The following is a 21,226-nucleotide window of genomic DNA, read 5'->3' on the forward strand; positions in this document are numbered from 1 at the left end:
GGAGGCGCCCTGCGCCTCCACCGCCTTGCCGCTGTCCCCTCAGGTGCGGGACCAGAGTTGGTTGCTGCCGTTCGAGCAGGTATAGAGCTGGATCAGGGTGCCGTTGCCGGTGCCGACGCCGACGGCGTCGAGGCAGCGGCCGGACTGGACGCCGACGATGGATCCGTCGGAGTTGATACGCCATTTCTGGTTCTCGCCGCCCCAGCAACTGTAGATCTGGACTCTGGCGCCGTCGCCGGTGCCGGCGGCGTCCAGGCACTTGTTGCCGTAGACCCTGAGCTCGCTGTCGGCGGTGTACGTCCACTGCTGGTTGGTGCCGCCGTTGCAGTCCCACAACTGGACCTGGGTGCCGTCGGCGGTACTGCCGTCGGGCACATCCAGGCAGCGGCCGGAACCGACGCCCTTGATCTGTCCGTCGGAATCCCCGGGAGGCGTGGAGGAGCCGCCGTTGAGCGCGTCGAGGACGGCGTTGTAGGCGGGCTTCTTGCTGCCGTCGCCGTTGAACAGCAGCGGCGTCTGCTCCGCCCGCCAGGAGTCGGTGTCGCGCACACCCCAGACGGTGATGCCGAGGCAGCGCGCGACGGCCAGGCAGTCGTTGGTCACGTTGGCGTACGTCGTGGGCGAGGCACCCTGGATGTCGAGTTCGGTGATGGCCACGTCCACGCCGAGGGCGGCGAAGCTCTCCAGGGTGGTGCGGAAGTTGGCGTTGTAGGGGCTGCCGCTGTTGAAGTGCGACTGGAAGCCGACGCAGTCGATCGGTACACCGCGCTGCTTGAAGTCCCGGACCATGTTGTACACGGCCTGGGTCTTGGCCCAGGTCCAGTTCTCGATGTTGTAGTCGTTGTAGCAGAGCTTGGCGGCCGGGTCGGCGGCGCGCGCGGTGCGGAAGGCGACCTCGATCCAGTCGTTGCCGGTGCGCTGCAGGTTGGAGTCGCGCCGCGCGCCCGAGTTGCCGTCGGCGAACGCCTCGTTCACGACGTCCCACTGGACGATCTTGCCCTTGTAGTGGGCCATCACGCCGTTGATGTGGTCGATCATCGCCTGGCGCAGCGTGCTGCCGCTGAGGCTCTGCATCCAGCCGGGCTGCTGGGAGTGCCAGGCCAGGGTGTGGCCGCGCACCTCTTTCCCGTTCTGCACCGCCCAGTTGTAGATGCGGTCGGCGTTGGTGAAGTTGAACTGGCCCCGCTGCGGCTCGGTGGCGTCGATCTTCATCTCGTTCTCGGCCGTCACCGAGTTGAACTCGCGGCTCGCGATCGACGTGTACGCCGAGTCGCCCAGCCTGCCCGAGGCGATGGCGGCGCCGAAGTAACGGCCGCTCTGCGCCGCGGCGGCGCCGAGCGTGCTCTCGGCGGCGTCCGCGGGCGGTGGCGCGGCCAACGTGGCGACCGCGCCGAGGACGCCGGCGACCAGCGCCAGCAGCAGCCCGCGGAGCTTCCGGCGGATACCGGGTCTGGGAAGGGCGTATGAGCCCATGACTGTGCCTCCAAGTTCGAAATCTCGTACCGCACACGGCCCCTCAGACATGGATGATTGAGGGATTGACGGTGGATCGTCAACACTTCCCGGCGGAAAAGTTTCCGTTCCCAGATCGAAAATTTCGAGATCCCGCGGCGGCGGCTTCGGCTCAGTGGGGCTACGTTGGCCGTTGACACTTTCCCCGATACCAGGATGGCCCTCGTGGAAGACCCCAGCGACGCTGTGACGGAGATCGATCCGACCGTGGCGCATTCGGCCCGGATGTGGAACTACTGGCTCGGCGGCAAGGACAACTACGAGGCGGACCGCATCGTCGGCGACCAGGTCCGCAAGGTCTACCCGGCGATCGTCGACGCGGCCCGGCACTCCCGGTTCTTCCTCGGCCGGGCCGTACGGCTACTCGTCCGGGAGGCCGGGATCCGCCAGTTCCTCGACATCGGCACGGGCCTGCCCACCGCCGACAACACCCACGAGGTCGCCCAGGGCATCGACCCGGCCTGCCGGATCGTCTACGTCGACAACGACCCCCTCGTCCTCACGCACGCCCGCGCCCTGCTCACCTCCACACCCGAGGGGGCATGCGCGTACGTCGACTGCGACGCCCGCGACCCGGAAGCGATCCTCGCCGCGGCCTCCCGCACACTGGACTTCACGCGCCCCGTCGGTCTGATGATGCTGGGCATCCTGGGCAGCATCTGGGACGACCAGGAGGCGTACGCCATCCGGGACCGGCTGGTCGAGGCGCTGCCGCCGGGCAGTTACCTGGTCTTCGAGGACGGCACCAACGCGATCAACCGCGAGGCCGCGGACGCCGCCGAGAAGACCCGCGCCGAAGGCGGCGACCCGTACCGGCTGCGCGACCGCGAGCAGATGACCCGTTTCCTCTCCGGCCTTGAGGTACTGGAACCCGGGCTCGTGTCGGTGTCGCGCTGGCGTCACGAGGAGAGCCGCTGGGGGCTGCCGGACGAGGTCAACGCCTTCTGCGCGGTCGCACGCAAGAACTGACGCCCCCGTCGGCCGGAGAAGGAGGCACACGCCCCGGCCCCCTCACGCACCGTCAGATCGGTCCGTCGGCTCATCAGCCGGCGGATCCGGGCTGAACGCCCGCCGTCGCGGGCACGTAAGTCCCGGTGGTGCGGGTGAGTAGGGAGCGCAGATTGTGGGCTTAGATGCCGGGGAGCCGTGGCGGCTGCTGCTGGTTGACGACGACCGTGACCTGGTCGAGCTGTTATCCAGCGCGTTACGTGACGAAGGGTACGCCGTCGACGTCGCACACGACGGGCAGCGCGGACTGCACCTCGGGCTGACGCGCGCCTACGACGTGCTGGTACTCGACCGGCGGCTGCCGGTCCTGGACGGGCTGGACCTGCTGGTCCGCCTGCGCGGCAAGGGAGTCCGGGCGCTGGCGCTGATGCTGACCGCCCTGGATTCGGTGTCGGACCGGGTCGACGGTCTGGACGCCGGGGCGGACGACTACCTCGGCAAGCCCTTCGATCTGGACGAGCTGAGCGCGCGGCTGCGCGCGCTGTGCCGGCGGACGCTCGAACTGGCCGACGTGGTGCGGATCGGGTCGGGGCGGTTGCACCTCGGGGCGCGCGAGGTCGAGCTGAGCGACGGGGACCGGGTGGCGCTCGCGGCCCGCGAGTTCGACCTGCTGCGGGTGCTGGCGTCCCGGCCGGAGGCGGTCCACTCGCGGGCGGAGCTGCGCCGGCAGGTGTTCGGCGAGGCGTCCGCGTCGTCCATAGTGGACACCTACGTCTACTACCTGCGGGGCAAGCTCGGCAGGCAGGTCGTGCGGACGGTGCACGGGCGCGGTTACCGGCTGGGGTCGCTGTGAGCGCCGATGCGGAGCGCGCCGTGGTGCGCAGGGCGCGGCTGCGGATCAGTGTGGTCGCCGCGGTGACCATCACGATGCTGGTCACCTTCGTCGGCGGCATCGCCTACGCGGTGCTGGTGCACGCCCAGAACGAGCAGGTCCGGCGGGAACTGCGGTACAGCACGCGCACCGGCTCACCGAACGCGCCCCCCGGGTGCACCTGGCTGTACGCGCCCGGCGAGCCGGCGCCGGCCGGCTCGCCGCCGGGTTTCCCGCTGCGTGCCGACTTCGACGGCGTACGCGCCTCCGGCCAGGCGATCGAGCGGAGGATCGAGCGGGACGGGACCGTCTACCTGGTGCGCACCCAGCCGCGTGACGGCGGGGTCGTCCAGGGCGTGTTCGACATGCGGTTCCAGCTGACTGACCGGGATCACCTGCTGGTCGCGCTCGCCATCGCCGAGCTGGTCGGCCTGTTCGCCGCCGCCGGGACCGGGTGGGTGCTCGGCCGGCGTGCGGTCGCGCCGCTCGCCGACGCGCTTGCCAGGCAGCGTCGGTTCGTCACCGACGCGAGCCACGAGCTGCGCACCCCCGTCACGCAGGCGTACACCCGCGCCCAGTTGCTGGCGCGGCGGGCGGTGGCCGACGGCCTGCCCGCGGCGCACCGGGAGGGTCTTGACCGGCTCACCGGCTCAGTGGGCAGGCTCGGCGAGATCATCGACGACCTGCTGCTGTCCGCCAGGATCGCCGGCGTCCGGCCGGTCGCGGCGGCGCAGTCGGTCGACCTGGCCGCCGTCGCGGAGCAGGCCGTCGCCGACCGGGGAGACCTGGTGCGCGAGCACGGGCTGAACGTGTCGGTCGACCGGCCGCCGGAGCCGCTGCTCGTGCACGGCGTCGAGTCGGCGTTGCGCCGCGCGGTGGGCGAGTTGCTGACGAACGCCGTACGCCACACGCCGGCCGGCGGCCGGATCGAACTGACCCTGGCGAGGGCCGGCCGCGACATCGAACTGGCCGTGTCCGACACCGGCGCGGGCTTCGAGCAGGCGGAGGCCGAGCGGATCTTTGACCGCTTCCACCGGAACACGCCAGGCGACGACGGTCACTACGGCCTCGGCCTCGCCCTGCTGCGCGAGGTGGTCAGCAGCCACGGCGGCACGGTCACCGCGACCGGCAGGCCGGGCCTGGGCGCCCGCTTCACCATCCGTATCGCCGCCGTCTCCTCGTGACGGGAACCCTGCCGCCGCCTCGGTCCCCGGCGGGTCCGGCGCGCGGCGCGGACGGCGGCACCGTGAGCGAGGGCACCGCGGCTCAGGGGACACCGCGGCTCAGGGGGTGAGGAGGGCGGCGGCGGTGCGGACGTCGGCGTCGAGGGGACGGTCCGGTTCGACGGGCGGTATGGCCTCGGCCAGGGCGTCCAGCAGCTCCGCGCAGGCGCCGGCGGTGGGGCGGCGCGCGCCGACGTGGCCGGCTTGGCGCAGGCCGACGGCGAGTGAGCCGCAGAGCAGCCGGAGCAGCTCGGCCATGTCGTAGGCGCGCAGCGCGGCGTGGGTGCCGAACGGGACGACGTCCTGGTTGTGCAGGTTGGTCGGCAGGCTCTGCATCGACGCCGGCGTCGCGGCCCGGCGCATCTCCGCGACGAACGCGGTGGTGGCCAACTGGACGCCCTGCAGCCCGTGCTGCTGGCCGGGCTCGGCGGCCAGCATCGGCGGCAGGCCGCCGTTGCGGGCCGGGTCGACGAGCAGGTCGAGCTGGCGCTCGGCCAGGTTGCCCAACTGCGCGGTCACCGACGCCAGCAGGTCGGCGGCGAACGCGGCCGGCTGGCCGAAGAAGTTGCCGCCGTGCACCACCGTGCCGGCGTCGGGGAAGAACAGCGGGTTGTCGCTGACGCCCGCCAGGTCGGCCGCGACCACCCCGTCGACGTAGCGCAGCGCGTCCTCGGCCGCACCGAGCAACTGCGGCGCGCAGCGGATCGAGTACGGCTCCTGCAACGGCCGCGCCCCGGACGGCGCCACCCCCTTCAGCACCGCACGCATGCCGGCGGCGACCGAGACGGCGCCGGGATGGCCGTAGGCGCGCAGCAGGTTCTCGTCGAGGAAGCCGGGGTCGCAGCCGAGCAGGTCCACCAGCAGACAGGTCAGCCGGGCCAGCGCGCGGTGCGCGCCGCGGACGGCGTCGTGGGCCAGCGCGAGCGCCGCGGTGGTGACCGAGGTGCCGTTGACCAGCGCGAGGGCGTCGCGGCCGTCGAGGGTGAGCGGAGCGAGTCCGGTGGCCTCCAGCGCGGCCGTCGCCGGCATGCGCCGACCGTCCACGTACGCCTGTCCACGGCCGCGCAGGGCCTGGGTCGCGTACGCGAGCGGGATCAGGTCTCCGCTCGCGCCGACGGATCCGTATCGCGGCACGGCCGGCGTGAACGTGGTGGCGAACATCGCGGCGAGCCCGTCGACGACGTGCGGCGACACCCCGGACACACCCTGGGCGAGCGACCACGTCCGCACGAGCAGCGCCGCGCGGACCACCTCGTTCGGCAGGTCCGGTCCCTGGCCGGCGCCGAGATGGGCCAGGGTGTTGTCGCACTGGTCGGCGGCCTCGTCCCGGCCGGCGAACCCGACGAGCGCTCCGAACCCCGTGGTGGCGCCGTACACCTGGCGGTCTTCGCCGGCGAGCACGGAGCGGAGGAACTCCCGCCCCCGCCGCACGCCGGCGCGGACCTCGTCGGCCACGGCAACGGTGATCGGGCCGGCCGCGCGGCGCAGGTCGGCCGGGTCGAGCCGGCCATCGAGTGAAACGGTCCCGGTGGTGGTGAGCACGAGCAGCAAGTTACCGACGGAATCTCAGAGCACTCTGAAATCCGGTGGGTAGCTTGCCGCTCATGGCGCACGACTACCTGATCATCGGGGCCGGGCCGGCAGGGCTGCAGCTCGCCGCCATGCTGGAACGGGCCGGTCGAGACTATGCCGTTCTGGAACGGGGCAGCGGTCCTGGAACGTTCTTCACCCGATTCCCGAGACACCGCCAGCTCATCTCCATCAACAAGGTGCACACCGGGTACGACGACCCGGAACTGCGGCTGCGGATGGACTGGAACTCGCTGCTCTCCGACGAACCGGAGCTGCTGTTCACGAAATACAGCAGGCGGTACTTCCCGCACGCCGACGACCTCGTGCGCTACCTAGCCGACTTCGCCGCGAAGACCGGGGTACGGATCTCGTACGACACCGAGGTGACCCGGATCGCCAAAGACGCCGACGGCTTCGCCGTGACCGACGCCGGCGGACGGACCCGGGCCGGCAGGCGGCTGGTCGTCGCCACCGGCCTGGCCAAGCCGTACGTTCCCGACCTCCCGGGAATCGAGCACGCCGAGCTGTACAGCGAATTCGACACCGACCCGGAGTCCTTCACCGACCAGCGAGTGCTGATCATCGGGCGGGGGAACTCCGCGTTCGAGACGGCGGAGAGCCTGATGGAGACCGCGTCGGTCATCCACGTCATCGGCTCCGGGTCCCTGCAGATGGCGTGGCGGACGCACTTCGTCGGTCATCTGCGCGCGGTGAACAACAACTTCCTCGACAGCTACCAGCTCAAGTCGCAGAATGCGCTGCTGGACGGCCGCGTCGTATCGATCGGAAAAGACGCGGACGGCTACCGCGTGCCCGTCGCGTTCGAACGAGTCGACGAGATCGTCAAGGAGATCCCTTACGACCGGGTGATCGTGGCCACCGGATTCCGTTTCGACGCCGGCGTTTTCGATGACAGCGCGCGGCCGGAGCTGACCCACGGCGACCGGTTTCCCGCGCTGAGCCCGGTCGGTGAATCGGTGAATGTGCCGGACATGTTCTTCGCCGGCACGCTCACCCAGTCCCGTGACTTCAAGGTGTCCACCAACGGCTTCATCCACGGCTTCCGCTACGGCGTGCGCGCGCTGCACCGCCACCTCGGCCAGCGCTATCACGACACCCCGTGGCCGACGGCCGCCCTCGGCGCGGACCCGGAGCGCGCGGTCGACGCGATCGTCACCAGGGTCAACCGGTCCTCCGCGCTGTGGCAGCAGTTCGGCGTGCTCGGCGACGTGCTGCTGGTCGCACCGGACGGCGCCATGCGCTACGCCGAGGAACTGCCGGTCGACCACGTGGGGCAGGCCGTCGCCGCCGGCGAGTTCGGCGACGTCGGCGCGTACGCGGTGATCACGCTTGAGTACGGCGAGAACCACCACCTGGTCGACCCGTTCGACGTCACCGCCGGCCGCAAGTCCCAGCAGGACGTCGCCGGGCTCGACGGCCGCTACCTGCATCCGGTGGTGCGCTGGTTCCGCGCCGACGGGCAGGCCGGCGAACACCACATGACCGAGAACCTTGAGAACGAGTGGGACAGCGAGCGCTACCACCGCGCGCCGCTGCGCGAGTTCCTCGCCGCACAGCGGAATCTGCCGGCGCCGGTGCTGCCATGACGCTGCGCGCGCTCCACGACCGGGCACGCGAGGCGCTCGACCCCGTGCACTACGACTACGTGGCCGGCGGCGCCGGGCAGGAGCGGGCGCTCGCCGACAACGAGCGGGGGTTCGACCGGCTCGCGCTGCTGCCCAGGGTGCTGCGCGGCGCCGCGGCCCGGGAGACCGCCGTGGACCTGCCCGGTGCGCCCGGCGTCGCGCCGGTCTTCGTCGCGCCGACCGCGTTCCACCGGCTCGCGCACCCAGAAGGCGAGCTGGCCACCGCCCGCGCAGCCGCGGCAGAACGGGCCCTGCTGGTCACCGGGATGGCCTCGACGACGGCCGTCGCCGACGTGGTCGCGGCGGCCCGCGCGGTCCGCGCGGACGCCGCCGTCTGGTTCCAGCTCTATCTCCAGCCCGACGAGAAGGTGACCGAGGCGCTGGTCGCCCGCGCGACCGACGCGGGCTGCACGGCGCTGGTGGTCACCGTCGACTCCCCGGTGTTCGGCCGGCGCACCCGCGACCGGCGCAACGGCTTCACCGACCTGCCGGCCGGCTGCGCGGCGGAGAACATGCGCGGCCTGCCGGGCGCGGCTGCGGACGGGACGCTGGACATCGCCATGTCGCCGGCGCTGTCCTGGGCCGACCTGGACAGGATGCGCGCCATGGCCGCGCTTCCGGTGCTGCTCAAGGGAGTTCTGCACCCGGCGGACGCGCGGCTCGCGGTCGAGCACGGCGCCGCCGGGATCATCGTGTCCAACCACGGTGGCCGCCAGCTCGATACCGCACCGGCGACGGTGAACGCGCTGCCGGCGGTCGTCGACGCGGTCGCCGGCGCCGTCCCGGTGCTGCTCGACGGCGGCGTGCGGCGCGGCGGCGACGTCGCGCTGGCGGTCGCCCTCGGCGCCGCCGCCGTCGGCGTCGGCCGGCCCGTCGTGTGGGGGCTGGCCGCGGACGGGGCGGCCGGCGTGCGGCGGGTGCTCGCCACCCTGCGCGACGAGTACGACCACACGCTCGCGCTCTGCGGGGCCCGCGGCGGCGCCGACCTGGCGCCGGACATGGTGGTGCGCCGGTGAGGGCCGTATCGGTGCTCGCGCTCGCCGCCGCGATCACCGCGCCGCGCTGGCTGCCGCAGCGGGTGACCGCCCTGCGCGGCACGATATTCGAGAAGGTCAACGGGGACGACGCGATCACCCTGCCCAACGCGACGCACGGCCCCGAGGTGTTCGAACGCGTCTACGCCGACCCGGCCGCCGACGGCCGCAGCGCGGGGGCCGGGCTGTCCGACCTGTTCTGGTACTGGCTCGCGCCCGGCCCCGAGATCCACCAGGAGCACCTCGAACCCGGCGCGCGCTACGACGACGTCGCCGCGACCACCCGGCGCTTCCTCGCCGGCCGCTCCGCCGATCTCGCCGACGCCGCCGGCCGCGCGGTCGGCCGCGCGCTGGACGCCCTGCCGGACGACAGGATCAGCCTGGTGCGGCTGCGCGACCTGCTGATGCCGGCGTGGGCGGAGTTCAGCTACGAGCTGGTGTTCCACGAGCCGTGCCCGCGGCATGCGCGGGACCTGATCGTCGGCAACGCCGACGACGTGATCACCGCGCTGAAGTGCACCGGGCTGCGCCACCCGCGCCGCCGCGCCCGGCTCACCGCGTACCTGCGCGGCCGGCTCCCCGACGTCGCGCACCGGCTGCCCGCGTCGCTCTCGCCGGACGAGCAGGTGTACTACCTGCAGGGCACGTTCTTCAACACGGCCGTCGTGCAGTTGTCCGAGGCGAGCGCCCACCTGCTGCTGGCCCTCGCGCAGCACCGGGACGTGCAGGCCAGGCTGGTCGCCGACCCGGCGGACGACCGTTACCTGGACAACGTGCTCGACGAGACCATGCGGATCTACCCCCTCTTCGGCATCGCGCACCGCATCACCACCGGCGAGATCGCGCTGGACGCCGGCACCGTGCTGCCCACCGGCTCGGTGGTGTGCTTCAGCTACCCCGACTACCACGCGACCGGCTACGACCGGCCGGACGAGTTCGACCCGGACCGGTGGAACTCCCTGTCCCGCAGGGAAGCCCACCACATCCCCTTCGGCATGCCGGCCAACCGGCCGTGCCCTGCCTGGCGCATCTCGCCGCTGGTGATGCGGGCCGCCACCCGCGAGGTACTGCGCCGGTTCCGGCTGGACTCCACCGTCTCGCACACCCGCTCCATCCCGCACCGGGCACCCTGCCTGCTCATCCCGCGCTCGCGGGCGGCCCGTCCGCTGCCGCTCCCGGTGCTGCGGCTGTTCGTCCGCGGGCGCGACCGTGTCGAGGACGTCACCCGCAGCGTCACGCAGTTGGTGCTCGGCACCGCGATGGTGCTGCACGCGAGACGGCTCCGGCTCGCCGGCAACCACTTCGACCAGCCCGCGGCAGCGCCGGCCCGGGGGTGCCCGCTGCACCGCACCGGCCCGGAGGCGCACGAGTGAACCGGGACGGGCCGGGGCCCGCACGCGCGGGTACGGGCCGGCCGGCCGGCGCCGTATCCGGGGATGCCGGCCCCGAGGACGAGGACCGCATCGGCCGGCTGCGGCCGTGGTGTGCCGGGGCGGGAGCGGTGGTCGTCGTCGCCGGCGTGCTGCTGCACCTGCCGGAGCTGCGGATGCTCGGCGAACCCGGCGGCATGCCGATGGACATGAGCTGGACACCGGCCATGGTGACCGGCATGGCCGCGGTCGCCGCGGGGGTCCTGCTCGTGGTGGTCAGCCTGTTCGCCGGCCGTCCCCGGCTGCGGACCCCGGCGCCGATCGCGGCCGACATCGAGCACGGCCGGCCCCGCCCCGTCTACTGGGTCACCTGCGGCGTGCTGATCATCGCCCTGGTCATCGACACCATGAAGCCGCTCACGATCGCCTTCGTCCTGCCCGGCATGGCCGACGAGTACGGCATGTCGATCGCCTCGGTGTCGGTGCTGCCGGTGGTGGCGCTGAGCGGAACGACCGTCGGCTCCGTGATCTGGGGGGTGCTCGGCGACCGGTACGGCCGCCGGCCGGCGCTCGTGCTGGCCACCGTGCTGTTCATCGCGACATCGGTGTGCGGCGCCATGCCGTCGTTCGCCTGGAACCTGGTCATGTGCTTCATCATGGGCGTGTCCGCCGGCGGGATGCTGCCCCTGGTGTTCACGCTGCTCGCCGAGGTGGCACCCCGCCGGCACCGGGGCTGGATGGCGGTGGCCATCGGAGCGGTGGGCGGGCTGGCCGGCTATCTCGCCGCGAGCGTCGCGGCCAGTCAACTGGAGCCGCGGTTCACCTGGCGGGCGCTGTGGCTCATCGGGCTGCCGACCGGCCTGCTGCTGCTCGCCTTGCTGCCGCTGATCCCCGAGTCGCCGCTGTTCCTGCTCCGCCGCGGCCGGCGAGCAGCGGCCGAACGCATCCTCAGCCGCTTCGGCGCCCGCCTGACCGTCCGGCCGTACGCCACTGACGTCGCGTCCCCCAGCCTGCGGGAACTGCTGCGCAGCCGGACGGCCGTCGCCGCCGCGATCGGGCTGGTCGGGCTGAGCTGGGGGCTGGTGAACTTCGGCTTCCTCGGCCTGCTCCCGGCGCAACTGAGCGAGGCGGGCATCTCCAGCACGTCGGCCAGCGCCCTGGTCGCCCGCGCCGCCGTCTACTCCGCGCCCGCGCTGCTGCTGGTCGTCGTCCTCTACGCGATCTGGAGCAGCCGGGGCAGCCTGATCCTCTTCGTCACGATCACCGCCGTCGCACTGACCGGCGTCGTCGCCTGGAGCATCGCCGACACGGGCGAGGCCCTGCTGCTGGGCTCCGTGGGCCTGCTGGTGCTCACCCTGGCGGCGGTGAACGCCGTTCTCGTGCCGTACAGCACCGAGATCTACCCGACCGAATTCCGCGCCCGCGGTGCCAGTCTCGCCGCCGCGTCGACCAAGTTCGGCGGCGTGCTCGGCCCGATCGTCATGCTCGGCTTCCTCCATGCCAGCACGCCGGGCCGGCCCACTCTCACGGTCAGCGCCATCGTCTTCGGCGGGCTCAGCCTGCTCGCCGCGGCCCTCATGCTCCGCTACGGCCGCACACCCCTGCCCACCCGCTGAGCACTGCCCGCTGAGCGGCCCGCCCGGCACGGCGGGTCACTCGGCGGCGCGTTCGCGCAGGCGGGTCCTGTCGGGCTTGCCGGCGGGGGTGAGGGGGACCTCGTCGAGCACCGTCAGCCGGGTGGGGGCGCACGGTTCGCCGAGGCCGGCGGCGACCAGGGCGCGCAGGACGGCCAGTTCGGGGGTGTGGCCGGCGGCCGGGACGACGAAGGCGTGCGCGCTCTCGCCGGTGTCGGCGTCCGGCGCGGCGACGACGTGGGCCTCCGCCACTGACGGGTGGGTGGCCAGCACCCGCTCGATGGGGCCGGTGTAGTAGAGGTTGGCGTTGACGATCACCACGTCGCGGGCCCTGCCGGTCAGCCAGAGCATGCCCTCGGCGTCGAGGTGGCCGATGTCGCGGGTGCGCACCCAGCCGTCGGTGAAGACCTCGTCGCTGCGGACCGGGTCAGCCCAGTAGGCGGCGCCCTGCGCCGGCGTACGCGCGTACAACTCGCCGTCCACGCCGGGGGGCACGACCGCGCCGGCCGGGTCGCGGACCTCAAGGCCGACCGGTGGCCGGCCGACCGAGCCGGGCGGGTCCTGCGGGGTGGCCATCGCGATGGTGCCGGTCTCGGTCTGGCCGTACCCGTGGAAGACGACCGGGCCGAGCACGTCGAGCGCCTCCCGCACCCGCGCCGGCGCCAGCGGCGAGCCGGACACCATGAGCGCGCGCAGGCCGGACAGGTCCGCCGGCTCGGCGCGCTGACGCGCGACGAGCTTTCCCAGGCGTGCCACGGTGATCACGCTCGCCGTCGCGCGGTGCCGGACGAGCGCGTCGGGGAACGCCGGCGCGTCCGCGACGACCAGGGTGCCGCCGGCGGCGAGCGTGAGCAGTCCGTACTCCATCATCACCTGGCTCGCCAGCGAACCGAACACCAGGAACCGGTCCAGTGCGGACGCCAGCGCCGCGATGGCCGGCGGCCAGGCGGCCGGCCGGAGCGTCCACGCGGAGCCGAGCGCGGCGTAGGTCTGCGCGACCGCCTTGGGCACGCCGGTCGAGCCGCTGGTGTGGAGCAGTCTGGCGACGTCGTGCGGCCGGCCGGCCGGCGTGACCGGAGCGTCCGCGGCGGAGAGCAGCGTGTCGAGCGGCATCGTACGGCCGGGGCCCGGTGCGCCGTCCGAGACGGTGACGGCGACGTCCTTCAGCACGTGTGCGAGCTGGTGGGCAGGCAGTCCGGGACGCGCGCCGACGACCCGCGCCCCGGCCGCATGGCAGGCGATGATCGCGGCGAACGCCTCCGGCGTGACGCCGAGAAGCACGCCGACGCCGTCGCCGGGCCCGATGCCGTCGTGCCGCAGCCCGTTCGCGACCCGCCGGACCATGCCGAGCAGCGCGCCACCGGACACGACGCGGTCACCGTGTTCGAACACCGCGCGGTCGCCGGCCGCGCCGAGCAGGTCGAGCACCGGGCCGGGGAACGGCTCGGCCGGGTGCTCAGCCAAGGCACTCCTTGACGAAGACCGCGAGCGGCTGCTGGTGCACCGTCGGCAGGTCCCAGTTGTTCTCCAGGTTCTCCGCCATGTGATGCGTGCCGCCCGGCGCGCCGTCGCGGTAGTAGCGGACTACGGGGTGCAGGTAGCTCGCGTCGTGCGCGTTGTCCGCGTCGTTCTCCGCGACCCGCGGGACCGTCACGTCGAACGGGTCGCCGTGGTCGTGGTCGGCGCCGTACTCCAGGTCGACGGTGAACCGGTGCCGAGCGCCGCCGAGGCCCCCGTCCAGCACGTAGCCGAGGGGGACCTCTTCCTGGTACCGGGCGCTCTCCGCCTCGACGGTCACCACGTCGCCGAGCACGCCGAACTGCTGCCACAGCGCGGAGGACCGGTTGACCCGCGCGATGATCGCGTCGGCGATGGCGTCCTGCGTCGGCTCGACCGGCGTGGCGGGCCACGCCTGGTCGTGGTGGCGCGCGCGCAGGATGTTGCGCAGGGCACGCGCGCCGTAGCGGAAGCCGTGGATGAACCCGCTGGTGGAGGTCTTGAAGTCGCGCTGCTGGGTCAGGGTGCCGGCGAAGTACAGGCCGGGCACGTTGACCGACTCGTACGCCGGCGTCTGCTCGGGGAACCGGTCGTCGATGACCAGAGCCGGCCGGCAGCCGTCGGCGAAAACGCTCGCGTCGAACCGGAATCCGGTGCACGCGATGATCCGGTCGTAGTGCAGCTCGCGCAGCTTCTCCACCGTACGGGCGTAGCGGAACAGCACGCGGAACCTGCCGTCGTCGCCGCGCTCGACGGACTCGACGGTGCCGTCCAGCACGGTGTTCTGCGACTTCAACTGGTAGGTGTCCAGGAAGTTGTTGTTCACCGCGCGCAGATGCCCCACGAAGTGCGTCTGCCAGGCCATCCTGACCGAGTGCGGACCGGCGACGTGGATCACCGCGGCCTTCTCCACCAGCGCGTCTGCCGTCTCGAAGCCGGAGTTCCCCTTGCCGATGACCAGCACCCGCTGGCCGGTGAAGGACTGCGGGTCCGGGTCGAACGTGTCGTAGCGCTCGGCGTGCTCGATACCGGGGATATCCGGGATGTTGGGTTTCGACACTCCGGTGGCGACGACGAGCCGCTTGCCCGTCCACGTCCGTCCTCTGCGGTCGGTGACCGTGAAACCTCCGCCGTCCCTGGCGATCCTGCTGACCTCGGTGCCGTACTCGACCCGCACCCCGGTCTTCGCCGCGAAGTCGGCGAGATAGCGGAGCAGGTCGTCCGCGTGGGGGAAGTAGCGCTCGCTGTAGCGGGTGAACAGCAGGTCGGGGTCGTCGGACAGGAGGGAGTTCCAGTCCATCCGCATGCGCAGTTCCGGGTCGTCGTACCCGGTGTGCACCTTGTTGATCGAGATCAGCTTCCGGTGTCGGGGGAACGTGGTGAAGAACGTCCCCGGCCCAGACCCCCGCTCCAGAACGACGTAGTCGTGGCCGTCCCGCTCCAGCAGCGCGGCGAGTTGCAGCCCGGCCGGACCAGCCCCGACGATCAGGTAGTCGTGTGCCATGCGTCGCAAACTACCCACCGGATCTCAGAACGCTCTGAGATCCGCCCGCTACGGGTACGCCCCCCGCGAAGCGGAGTGCGCGGGCGGGTCCGACGGCAGGCCGAGTACGCTGTGGCCCCCGGCCACCACGATCTTCCGTCTTCCACACAGCCCTGCGACCTCTTCCGGTGATCCGATGACGACTGTCAACGCCAATGAGATCGACCTGGGCATCGAGTCGTTCGGTGACGACGGCGCGCCACTGATCCTGCTCGTGGGCGGGACGACGATGCTCTCCTGGCCCGACGCGCTGTGCGAGCGCCTCGCCGCCGGCGGGCGCCGTGTGGTGCGCTACGACCTGCGCGACAGCGGGGAGTCGACGACGGCGGATCCGGAGGCGCCCGCCTACACCCTGCGCGACCTCGCCGCCGACGCGGCGGCCCTTGCTGACGTGCTCGGCGGGGGGCCCGCGCACCTCGCGGGGATCGGCGTCGGCGGGATGGTCGCCCAGACGGCCGTGCTCGACCATCCGGGCGCGTTCTCGGCGCTCACCCTCGTCGGCACCCGCGCGGTTGCCCCTGGTCCGCCCGACGATGACCTCCCCGACCACGACCAGGCGGCGATGAGCCGGCTGTTCGCGCGGCCCATGCCCGACTGGGCCGACCGCGAGGCGGTTGCGGAGTTCGCCGCCGCCGGCGCGGAGATCCTCGGCAACGACCCCGTCGCCGCGCGCGCAGTCGCCGCGCGGATCTGGGACCGCACGCCCGGCACCGCACCCCCGCTTCAGCTGGCAAACCAGCTGGGCATGGTGTTCTCCAGGCTCGACTGCACACCCCGCTGGCGCGAGCGCCTGCCTGAGATCGAGGTCCCCGCGCTCGTCGTCCACGGCCGCCGCGACCGGTTCTTCCCCGTCGGCAACGGCGAGGCGATCGCCCGCGAGATCCCCGGGGCACGGCTCCTCATCCTTGAGGAGGCCGCCACTGCGATCCCCGAGGCGGCGGTCGCCGAGGTCACCGAGGCGATGCTCACCCTCGGTTAGAGGACGGCGGGTGCCGCGTGCAGGAACCGGGTGCGGCGCCGGGGCGTTGAAGCAGCATGATGAGCCTGGTGGGACCGCTGACGACGACGGTGACTCGCCGGGTGAGCGCGGCCCTGGTCCAGCGCCCGGAGAGTAAAACATTTCTAAAAATGGCCGGAAGTTTCGGCATATGGGATGTTAGCGGCGTTCGATAAGTCAAGCTTCGCCCCTTTTCGCCCCGTTACGGCAAGCGCCGCGCCCGTCGACCCGGAGCAAGATCAGCCAACCTCCGGCGACCCGCATCGCATGTGTTGTCATGCTCAGAACCCGTTCCTAGCCTTGAGAGCGTCCCCACGACTTGGTTCCCGTCCCGCGGCACAAGCGCCACTGCCCCACCCCGACCTGGCCGCCGCCCGTACGGAGGGAGACCGCGGGACCGCGGTGGCCGTCGCGAGGCGTCTTGGATGGAGATCCGAGCCCAGTTCTCACCACCAGGGAGATTCCCGTGCGCATTCTGAGGGGCAGGGCCACCCACAGGCTCTGTATCACGGCGTTAGCCGGGGCGAGCCTGCTCGCCCCTCTCACCTCGGCGGCCCACGCCGCCGACCGCCCACCATCCCCGGCAGTCGTGCCGCTCCCGGCGCCGGCGGCCGGCGAGTCCGTCACCGGACCCCGGCAAGCACCCGGTCTGACCACGACGACAACGGGGCAGGAGGCCCCGGGGCTGCTGCTGACGACCCCGATCAACTTCGGCACCGATACCGGGGCGGCGGCCATCTACGACAACAACGGCCAGCTTGTCTGGGAGCGGGCCGGCGCCTACTTCACCCTGGCCACCAACAAGTACCGGGGCCGGCCTGCCCTGACGTTCTACGACGTGAGCCGCAGCGCGTACCTGGTACTGGACCGGTCGTACCACGAGATCGCCGCTATCACGATGCGGAACCAGCCGACCGACAACCACGAGCTCGAGTTCAGCCCCAACGGCTCCCGTGTCCTGATCCAGGGCTATGTCCCGACCACCTACGACCTCAGCCCGTGGGGCGGCCCCGCCAACGCGACCGTCGTCGACACGGTGATCCAGGAGCAGGTCGTGCGGACCGGGAAAGTCACCTTCGAGTGGAGCGCGCTTGACCACATCTCGCCCGACGAGACCACGGAGCCGATGACCGGTTCCGGAGACGTCGACCTCTACCACTCGAACTCGCTGGACTACGACGCGGACGGCAACATCATCACCAGCTTCCGCAACACCAGCACCGTTTACAAGATCGACATCAGCACCGGCGAGGTCGTATGGCGCTTCGGGGGCGAGCAGAACGACTTCACCTTCGACGGCGGTGCGGCCGACATGCCCAGCTACCAGCACGACGCACGGCGGCTGCCGAACGGGCAGCTCACGGTGTTCGACAACGGCAACACCCACAACCCCCAGGTGTCGCGAGGGCTGACGTACACCCTCGACGAGTCCGCCATGACCGCCACGGTCGCGGAGGACCTCAGGGACAACCCGCCCTCCTATACGGAGATCACCGGCAACAACCGGCAGATGAGCAACGGCAACCAGCTCGTCTCCTACGGCACCCCCGGGCGCATGGTCGAGTTCAGCGACGGCCGGCCGGTCTTCACCGGCACCTTCCCCGCCGGTTGGTTCACCTACCGCACGGAGCGCGCCGACAACTGGACCGGCACCCCCGACACCCCGCCCGACGTGGTCGTCGGCGACCCCGCCGAGGACGGCAGCCGCACGGTGCACGTGAGCTGGAACGGCGCCACGGAGGTGGACACCTGGCGCATCGAGGCGGGGCCCAGCAAGCACAAGCTCACCACGCTCGGGGTCACGCCCAAGACCGGTTTCGAAACGGCGGCCGAGTTCTTCGCGTCCGAGGACGCCGACGTGTTCCGCATCACGGCCCTCGACGACTCCGGGAAGAGACTCGACAGCCGTACCGTCTCCGGCTCCTGACCCGCGACCGCCCGGCGGGCCGGGCCGCCGCGATCCGCGGCCGGGGTCGCGCGTGCCGGCATCGCGCCCGGCTCGCGCGACCCCCACGCCCGTTCGCAGGCGCGAAAGACGCGTAAGAGCCCGGCCGCAACGAATCCTGCAATCGACGGCAGTACATCGACAGCAGTACCACGCAGAGGGGAAAGAGCATGACGTTTTTATCCCGACGGTCCGCGTTAGGCGGTCTCGTGGCGATCGGCGCCGGGGCCTTACTCCCCGGCACCGCGCAGGCCAGCGGTACCGGCCGCCGCCACGCCACACCGCAGGCGGCCTTGCAGCAGGAGGGCCCCCCGCAGCTCGACATCCGCACCCTGCTCCCCGGCACCGCGCCGGGGCTCCTCTTCCTCACCCCCCAGGGGTTCGCGGCGCCGACGACGCCCCGCGGCCCGCAGATCGTCGACAACAAGGGCCGGATGCTCTGGTTCCGCCAGATCCCCAACGGCACGTTCGCCGCCGACTTCCGCGTCCAGACCTACCGGGGCCGGCCGGTGCTGACCTGGTGGGAAGGCACCGCCGGGGCGGGCGGGATCGGCGACGGGGTCTGCCACATCGCCGACCCGGCCTACGACATCGTCGCGACCGTCCGGACGCCCACTCCCGACGGCAGGCTCGACCTCCACGAGTTCCTCCTCACCCCGGAGGACACGGCGCTGATCCTCACGTACCGGGAGGTCCCCCACGACCTCACCCCCGTCGGCGGGCCCGCTGACGGCACGGTCTGGGACTGCATCGTGCAGGAGATCGACGTCGCGTCCGGGGCGGCGGTCCGCGAATGGCACTCCGTCGACCACGTCGCAGTCGAGGAGTCGGAGTCGCAGTTCCGGCCGGGCACCGGCGCGTTCGACTACTTCCACGCCAACGCCGTCTCCCTGGACGTGGACGGCAACCTGCTCATCTCGGGCCGCCTCACCAGCACCGTCTACAAGGTCGACCGGGTGACGGGCGACGTCATCTGGCGCCTCGGCGGCCGGAACAGCGACTTCCAGCTCGGCGCCGGCACGCGCTTCACCGGGCACCACGACGCGGAGACCGAGGGCGGGAACGTGTACCGCGTCTTCGACAACGCGACGCTCGGGGCCGGCCCGGGGGGCAAGTCCCGTATCGTGCGGCTCCGGGCAGACCCGGACCTGGGCACGGCCACGCTCCTCGACGAACTCACCCACCCCGACGTGCTGACGGTCGCGGCGGAGGGCGGCACCCAACGGCTGCCCAACGGCAACATGATGGTGAGCTGGGGCCACGCCAGCCGCGTCTCGGAGTTCTCGCCCGGCGGGAAGCTGCTGTTCGACGGCACGTACGAGCCGGGCATCAGCAGCTACCGGGCCTACCGCTTCACGTGGCGGGGCCGGCCGGCCGACCCGCCCCGGGTCACCGCGGACCGTACCTCCGGTGACGTGCACGCGATCTGGAACGGCGCCACCGGCGTCGCCGCGTGGCGCGTACTCGGCGGCGACGCACACGCCCGCTTCGGTGCGGTGGCGCGGGTGCCCTGGAACGGGCTCGACACCGCCGTGCCGCTGCCTGACTCGGTCCGGCGGGACATCGGCCACGTCCAGGTCCAGGCTCTGGACGAGCGGGGCAAGGTGATCGGCACGTCACCAGTCACGGCCTGGGACGACGCCATCGCCGGGGCGGGCTGACGATGGCCGCCACGCCGTACGCGCGTCTCACACACCTCGCCTTCCACACACCGCCCCTGGTCAAGATGGCGGACGTCGCCGCCCTCACCGGGGCCGACGACGGCGGCGACGCGGTCGCACAGGTCATCGGCAACTCCGCCATCGACACCAAGGGCATGGCCGTGGACCCGCAGGCGGAGGACCCCCGGCGGTGGCCGACCCGGCAGCGGATGGCCCGCGGCCTCGTCGAAGCCCGCAAGCTGGGCAGGGAGACCATCTCCCGGGCCCTTGCCGGGGCCGGGCTGCGCCCCGAGGACGTCGGCCTGCTGGCCACCACCACGACCACGACCCACTCCGCCCCCGGACTCGACGCACTCGCCGCAGAACTGGGCATGCGCCCCGACGTCCAGATCCTCTCGCTCGGCCCCATGGGCTGCTACGCCGCCCTGCCCGCCCTGTCCGTCTGCGCGGACTGGGTGGCGGTCCACCAGCGGACGGCCGTCCTGCTCGCCGTCGACCTCTTCTCTCCGCATGTCCAGCCGCCCCCGTACGACAAGGAAGCGGCCGTCGTCCTGACCCTGTTCGGCGACGGCGCCGCGGCGGCCGTGCTGAGCCCGGGCACGCCGGGGCTGCCCGGGGTGGACGTCATCGACCGCGAGCAGCTCACCGACCCCGCCCACGCCGACGATCTCCAGGTGCACCTCGGCGACGACCTGGGCCTGCACATCAGGCTGAAGCCGTCCATGCCGGACGTCGTCGCCGCCTCCGTCGCCCTGCCGGCCAAGGCGCTGCTCGAACGCCACGGGCTGGGCTGGCACGACGTCAGATGGTGGGCGGTCCACCCGGGCGGGCGCCGCATCCTCGACCGGGTCGAGGAGGCGCTCGAACTCCCGGAGACCTCGATAGCCGTCTCCCGCGCCACGATGCGTGAGTACGGGAACACCGCCGCACCCGCCGTACTCGGCGTGCTGGAGCGGCTCCAGTCCACCAGACCACTCGCGCCCGGGCAGCACGGAGTCGCCCTCGCCTTCGGCCCCGGCGCCACGATCTGGGCGACGCTGCTGCGCGGTGCGTGAGCAGCGTTCACCCCCCACCACTCCTCCGGAAGGAAACACCCCGACATGCTCGACGTCTTCGGCACCGGTGCCGGGCGCACCGGCACGATGTCCCTCAAACTCGCCCTCGAAAAGCTCGGCTTCGGCCCGTGCCACCACATGCTGGCCATGCTCGACAAGCCCGATGAGATCCCCCACTGGGAGAAAGCGGCCGAAGGCCGGGCCATGGACTGGTCCCTGGTCTACGACGGCTACCGGTCGAGCGTGGACTGGCCCGGGGCCCGGTACTGGCGGGAGATCGCCGCCGCCTTCCCGAAGGCGAAGGTGATCCTCACCGTGCGCGACCCGGAGAGCTGGTACGAGAGCGTCAACTCCAGCATCTACGCGGCGGCCATAGCGCCGCCCCCGCCGGACGCGTCGCCGGTGTACGAGCAGGTGCGGCTGATGTCGCTGCGGACCGTCTGGGACGGCGTCTTCGACGGCCGGTTCGCCGACAAGGACCACGCACTGAGGGTCTTCAACGAGCACAACGACGCCGTCGTGCGGGAGATCGACGACGGCCGCCTCCTCGTCTTCGAGGTGAGCCAGGGCTGGGGGCCGCTGTGTGCGTTCCTCGACGTCCCCGTACCCGAAGAGCCCTTCCCGCACAGCAACGACAGGGCGCAGTTCGCCTCCATGGTCAAGGAGCACACGGAGCACACCCCGCCCGACCCCTCCTGACCCCGGCGCCGGACGCGAG

Annotated in this window: 16 protein-coding genes; 12 read left to right on the forward strand and 4 right to left on the reverse strand. The window is 72.1% G+C overall.

The window, feature by feature from the left end; genetic code table 11:
• Positions 1-39: 39 nt before the first annotated feature.
• Complete coding sequence (locus tag B124_RS18240) at positions 40-1,473, reverse strand: endo-1,4-beta-xylanase (protein ID WP_496503932.1); 1,434 nt, start codon at positions 1,471-1,473, stop codon at positions 40-42.
• A gap of 195 nt (positions 1,474-1,668) precedes the next feature.
• Here B124_RS18240 and B124_RS18245 point away from each other — a divergent pair, with 195 nt between their 5' ends.
• The 3 genes from B124_RS18245 to B124_RS18255 all read left to right on the forward strand — a co-directional run bounded on the left by B124_RS18245 (position 1,669) and on the right by B124_RS18255 (position 4,515).
• Positions 1,669-2,481, forward strand: a complete 813-nt coding sequence (locus tag B124_RS18245) for an SAM-dependent methyltransferase (protein WP_496503933.1) — start codon at positions 1,669-1,671, stop codon at positions 2,479-2,481.
• Between the two features lie 154 nt (positions 2,482-2,635).
• Positions 2,636-3,313, forward strand: a complete 678-nt coding sequence (locus B124_RS18250) for a response regulator transcription factor (protein WP_496503934.1) — start codon at positions 2,636-2,638, stop codon at positions 3,311-3,313.
• Positions 3,310-4,515 (forward strand): sensor histidine kinase, encoded by a 1,206-nt coding sequence (locus B124_RS18255; RefSeq protein ID WP_496503935.1) that lies wholly within the window; start codon positions 3,310-3,312, stop codon positions 4,513-4,515. The genes B124_RS18250 and B124_RS18255 overlap by 4 nt, the downstream gene beginning before the upstream one ends.
• 99 nt (positions 4,516-4,614) lie before the next feature.
• On the opposite strand, the gene B124_RS18260 is transcribed toward B124_RS18255, so the two are convergent.
• Positions 4,615-6,096 carry an HAL/PAL/TAL family ammonia-lyase gene (locus B124_RS18260; protein WP_496503936.1) on the reverse strand — a complete coding sequence of 494 codons (1,482 nt, stop codon included), beginning with the start codon at positions 6,094-6,096 and terminating at the stop codon, positions 4,615-4,617.
• A 62-nt stretch (positions 6,097-6,158) separates the two neighbouring features.
• Here B124_RS18260 and B124_RS18265 point away from each other — a divergent pair, with 62 nt between their 5' ends.
• Genes B124_RS18265 through B124_RS18280 form a run of 4 tightly spaced genes read left to right on the forward strand, consistent with a single transcriptional unit; the run spans position 6,159 to position 11,792 of the window.
• The gene (locus tag B124_RS18265; protein WP_496503937.1) at positions 6,159-7,733 is read left to right on the forward strand and encodes an NAD(P)-binding domain-containing protein; all 1,575 of its coding nucleotides are present in this window, start codon (positions 6,159-6,161) and stop codon (positions 7,731-7,733) included.
• Positions 7,730-8,788 (forward strand): alpha-hydroxy acid oxidase, encoded by a 1,059-nt coding sequence (locus B124_RS18270; protein WP_496503938.1) that lies wholly within the window; start codon positions 7,730-7,732, stop codon positions 8,786-8,788. Before B124_RS18265 ends, B124_RS18270 begins: the two co-directional genes overlap by 4 nt.
• Positions 8,785-10,179 (forward strand): cytochrome P450, encoded by a 1,395-nt coding sequence (locus B124_RS18275; protein ID WP_496503939.1) that lies wholly within the window; start codon positions 8,785-8,787, stop codon positions 10,177-10,179. The genes B124_RS18270 and B124_RS18275 overlap by 4 nt, the downstream gene beginning before the upstream one ends.
• Positions 10,176-11,792, forward strand: a complete 1,617-nt coding sequence (locus B124_RS18280) for an MFS transporter (RefSeq protein ID WP_496503940.1) — start codon at positions 10,176-10,178, stop codon at positions 11,790-11,792. The genes B124_RS18275 and B124_RS18280 overlap by 4 nt, the downstream gene beginning before the upstream one ends.
• Positions 11,793-11,828: 36 nt before the next feature.
• Here B124_RS18280 and B124_RS18285 read toward each other — a convergent pair whose 3' ends face one another.
• Complete coding sequence (locus B124_RS18285) at positions 11,829-13,274, reverse strand: class I adenylate-forming enzyme family protein (RefSeq protein ID WP_496503941.1); 1,446 nt, start codon at positions 13,272-13,274, stop codon at positions 11,829-11,831.
• Positions 13,267-14,811 carry an FAD-dependent oxidoreductase gene (locus tag B124_RS18290; protein ID WP_496503942.1) on the reverse strand — a complete coding sequence of 515 codons (1,545 nt, stop codon included), beginning with the start codon at positions 14,809-14,811 and terminating at the stop codon, positions 13,267-13,269. The genes B124_RS18285 and B124_RS18290 overlap by 8 nt, the downstream gene beginning before the upstream one ends.
• Before the next feature lie 175 nt (positions 14,812-14,986).
• Between B124_RS18290 and B124_RS18295 the strand changes: the two genes are divergently transcribed.
• The 5 genes from B124_RS18295 to B124_RS18315 all read left to right on the forward strand — a co-directional run bounded on the left by B124_RS18295 (position 14,987) and on the right by B124_RS18315 (position 21,207).
• Entirely contained in the window at positions 14,987-15,829 is an 843-nt protein-coding gene (locus tag B124_RS18295; RefSeq protein ID WP_496503943.1) for an alpha/beta fold hydrolase, read from the forward strand.
• A gap of 607 nt (positions 15,830-16,436) precedes the next feature.
• Positions 16,437-17,774 carry an arylsulfotransferase family protein gene (locus B124_RS18300; RefSeq protein ID WP_496503944.1) on the forward strand — a complete coding sequence of 446 codons (1,338 nt, stop codon included), beginning with the start codon at positions 16,437-16,439 and terminating at the stop codon, positions 17,772-17,774.
• Between the two features lie 227 nt (positions 17,775-18,001).
• Positions 18,002-19,453 carry an arylsulfotransferase family protein gene (locus B124_RS18305; protein ID WP_496503945.1) on the forward strand — a complete coding sequence of 484 codons (1,452 nt, stop codon included), beginning with the start codon at positions 18,002-18,004 and terminating at the stop codon, positions 19,451-19,453.
• A gap of 2 nt (positions 19,454-19,455) precedes the next feature.
• Positions 19,456-20,508 (forward strand): type III polyketide synthase, encoded by a 1,053-nt coding sequence (locus B124_RS18310; RefSeq protein ID WP_496503946.1) that lies wholly within the window; start codon positions 19,456-19,458, stop codon positions 20,506-20,508.
• Between the two features lie 45 nt (positions 20,509-20,553).
• Positions 20,554-21,207: a sulfotransferase family protein gene (locus B124_RS18315; RefSeq protein WP_496503947.1), complete on the forward strand. Its 654-nt coding sequence runs from the start codon at positions 20,554-20,556 to the stop codon at positions 21,205-21,207.
• Positions 21,208-21,226: the final 19 nt, after the last annotated feature.

Source organism: Streptomyces sp. CNP082 (assembly GCF_059570535.1).

Excerpts from the sequence above, each read along its gene's own strand:
- B124_RS18245 (WP_496503933.1), top strand. The coding sequence starts at position 1,669 with ATGGCCCTCGTGGAAGACCCCAGCGACGCTGTGACGGAGATCGATCCG.
- B124_RS18315 (WP_496503947.1), top strand. The coding sequence starts at position 20,554 with ATGCTCGACGTCTTCGGCACCGGTGCCGGGCGCACCGGCACGATGTCC.
- B124_RS18310 (WP_496503946.1), top strand. The coding sequence starts at position 19,456 with ATGGCCGCCACGCCGTACGCGCGTCTCACACACCTCGCCTTCCACACA.
- B124_RS18290 (WP_496503942.1), bottom strand. The coding sequence starts at position 14,811 with ATGGCACACGACTACCTGATCGTCGGGGCTGGTCCGGCCGGGCTGCAA.
- B124_RS18240 (WP_496503932.1), bottom strand. The coding sequence starts at position 1,473 with ATGGGCTCATACGCCCTTCCCAGACCCGGTATCCGCCGGAAGCTCCGC.
- B124_RS18265 (WP_496503937.1), top strand. The coding sequence starts at position 6,159 with ATGGCGCACGACTACCTGATCATCGGGGCCGGGCCGGCAGGGCTGCAG.
- B124_RS18295 (WP_496503943.1), top strand. The coding sequence starts at position 14,987 with ATGACGACTGTCAACGCCAATGAGATCGACCTGGGCATCGAGTCGTTC.
- B124_RS18270 (WP_496503938.1), top strand. The coding sequence starts at position 7,730 with ATGACGCTGCGCGCGCTCCACGACCGGGCACGCGAGGCGCTCGACCCC.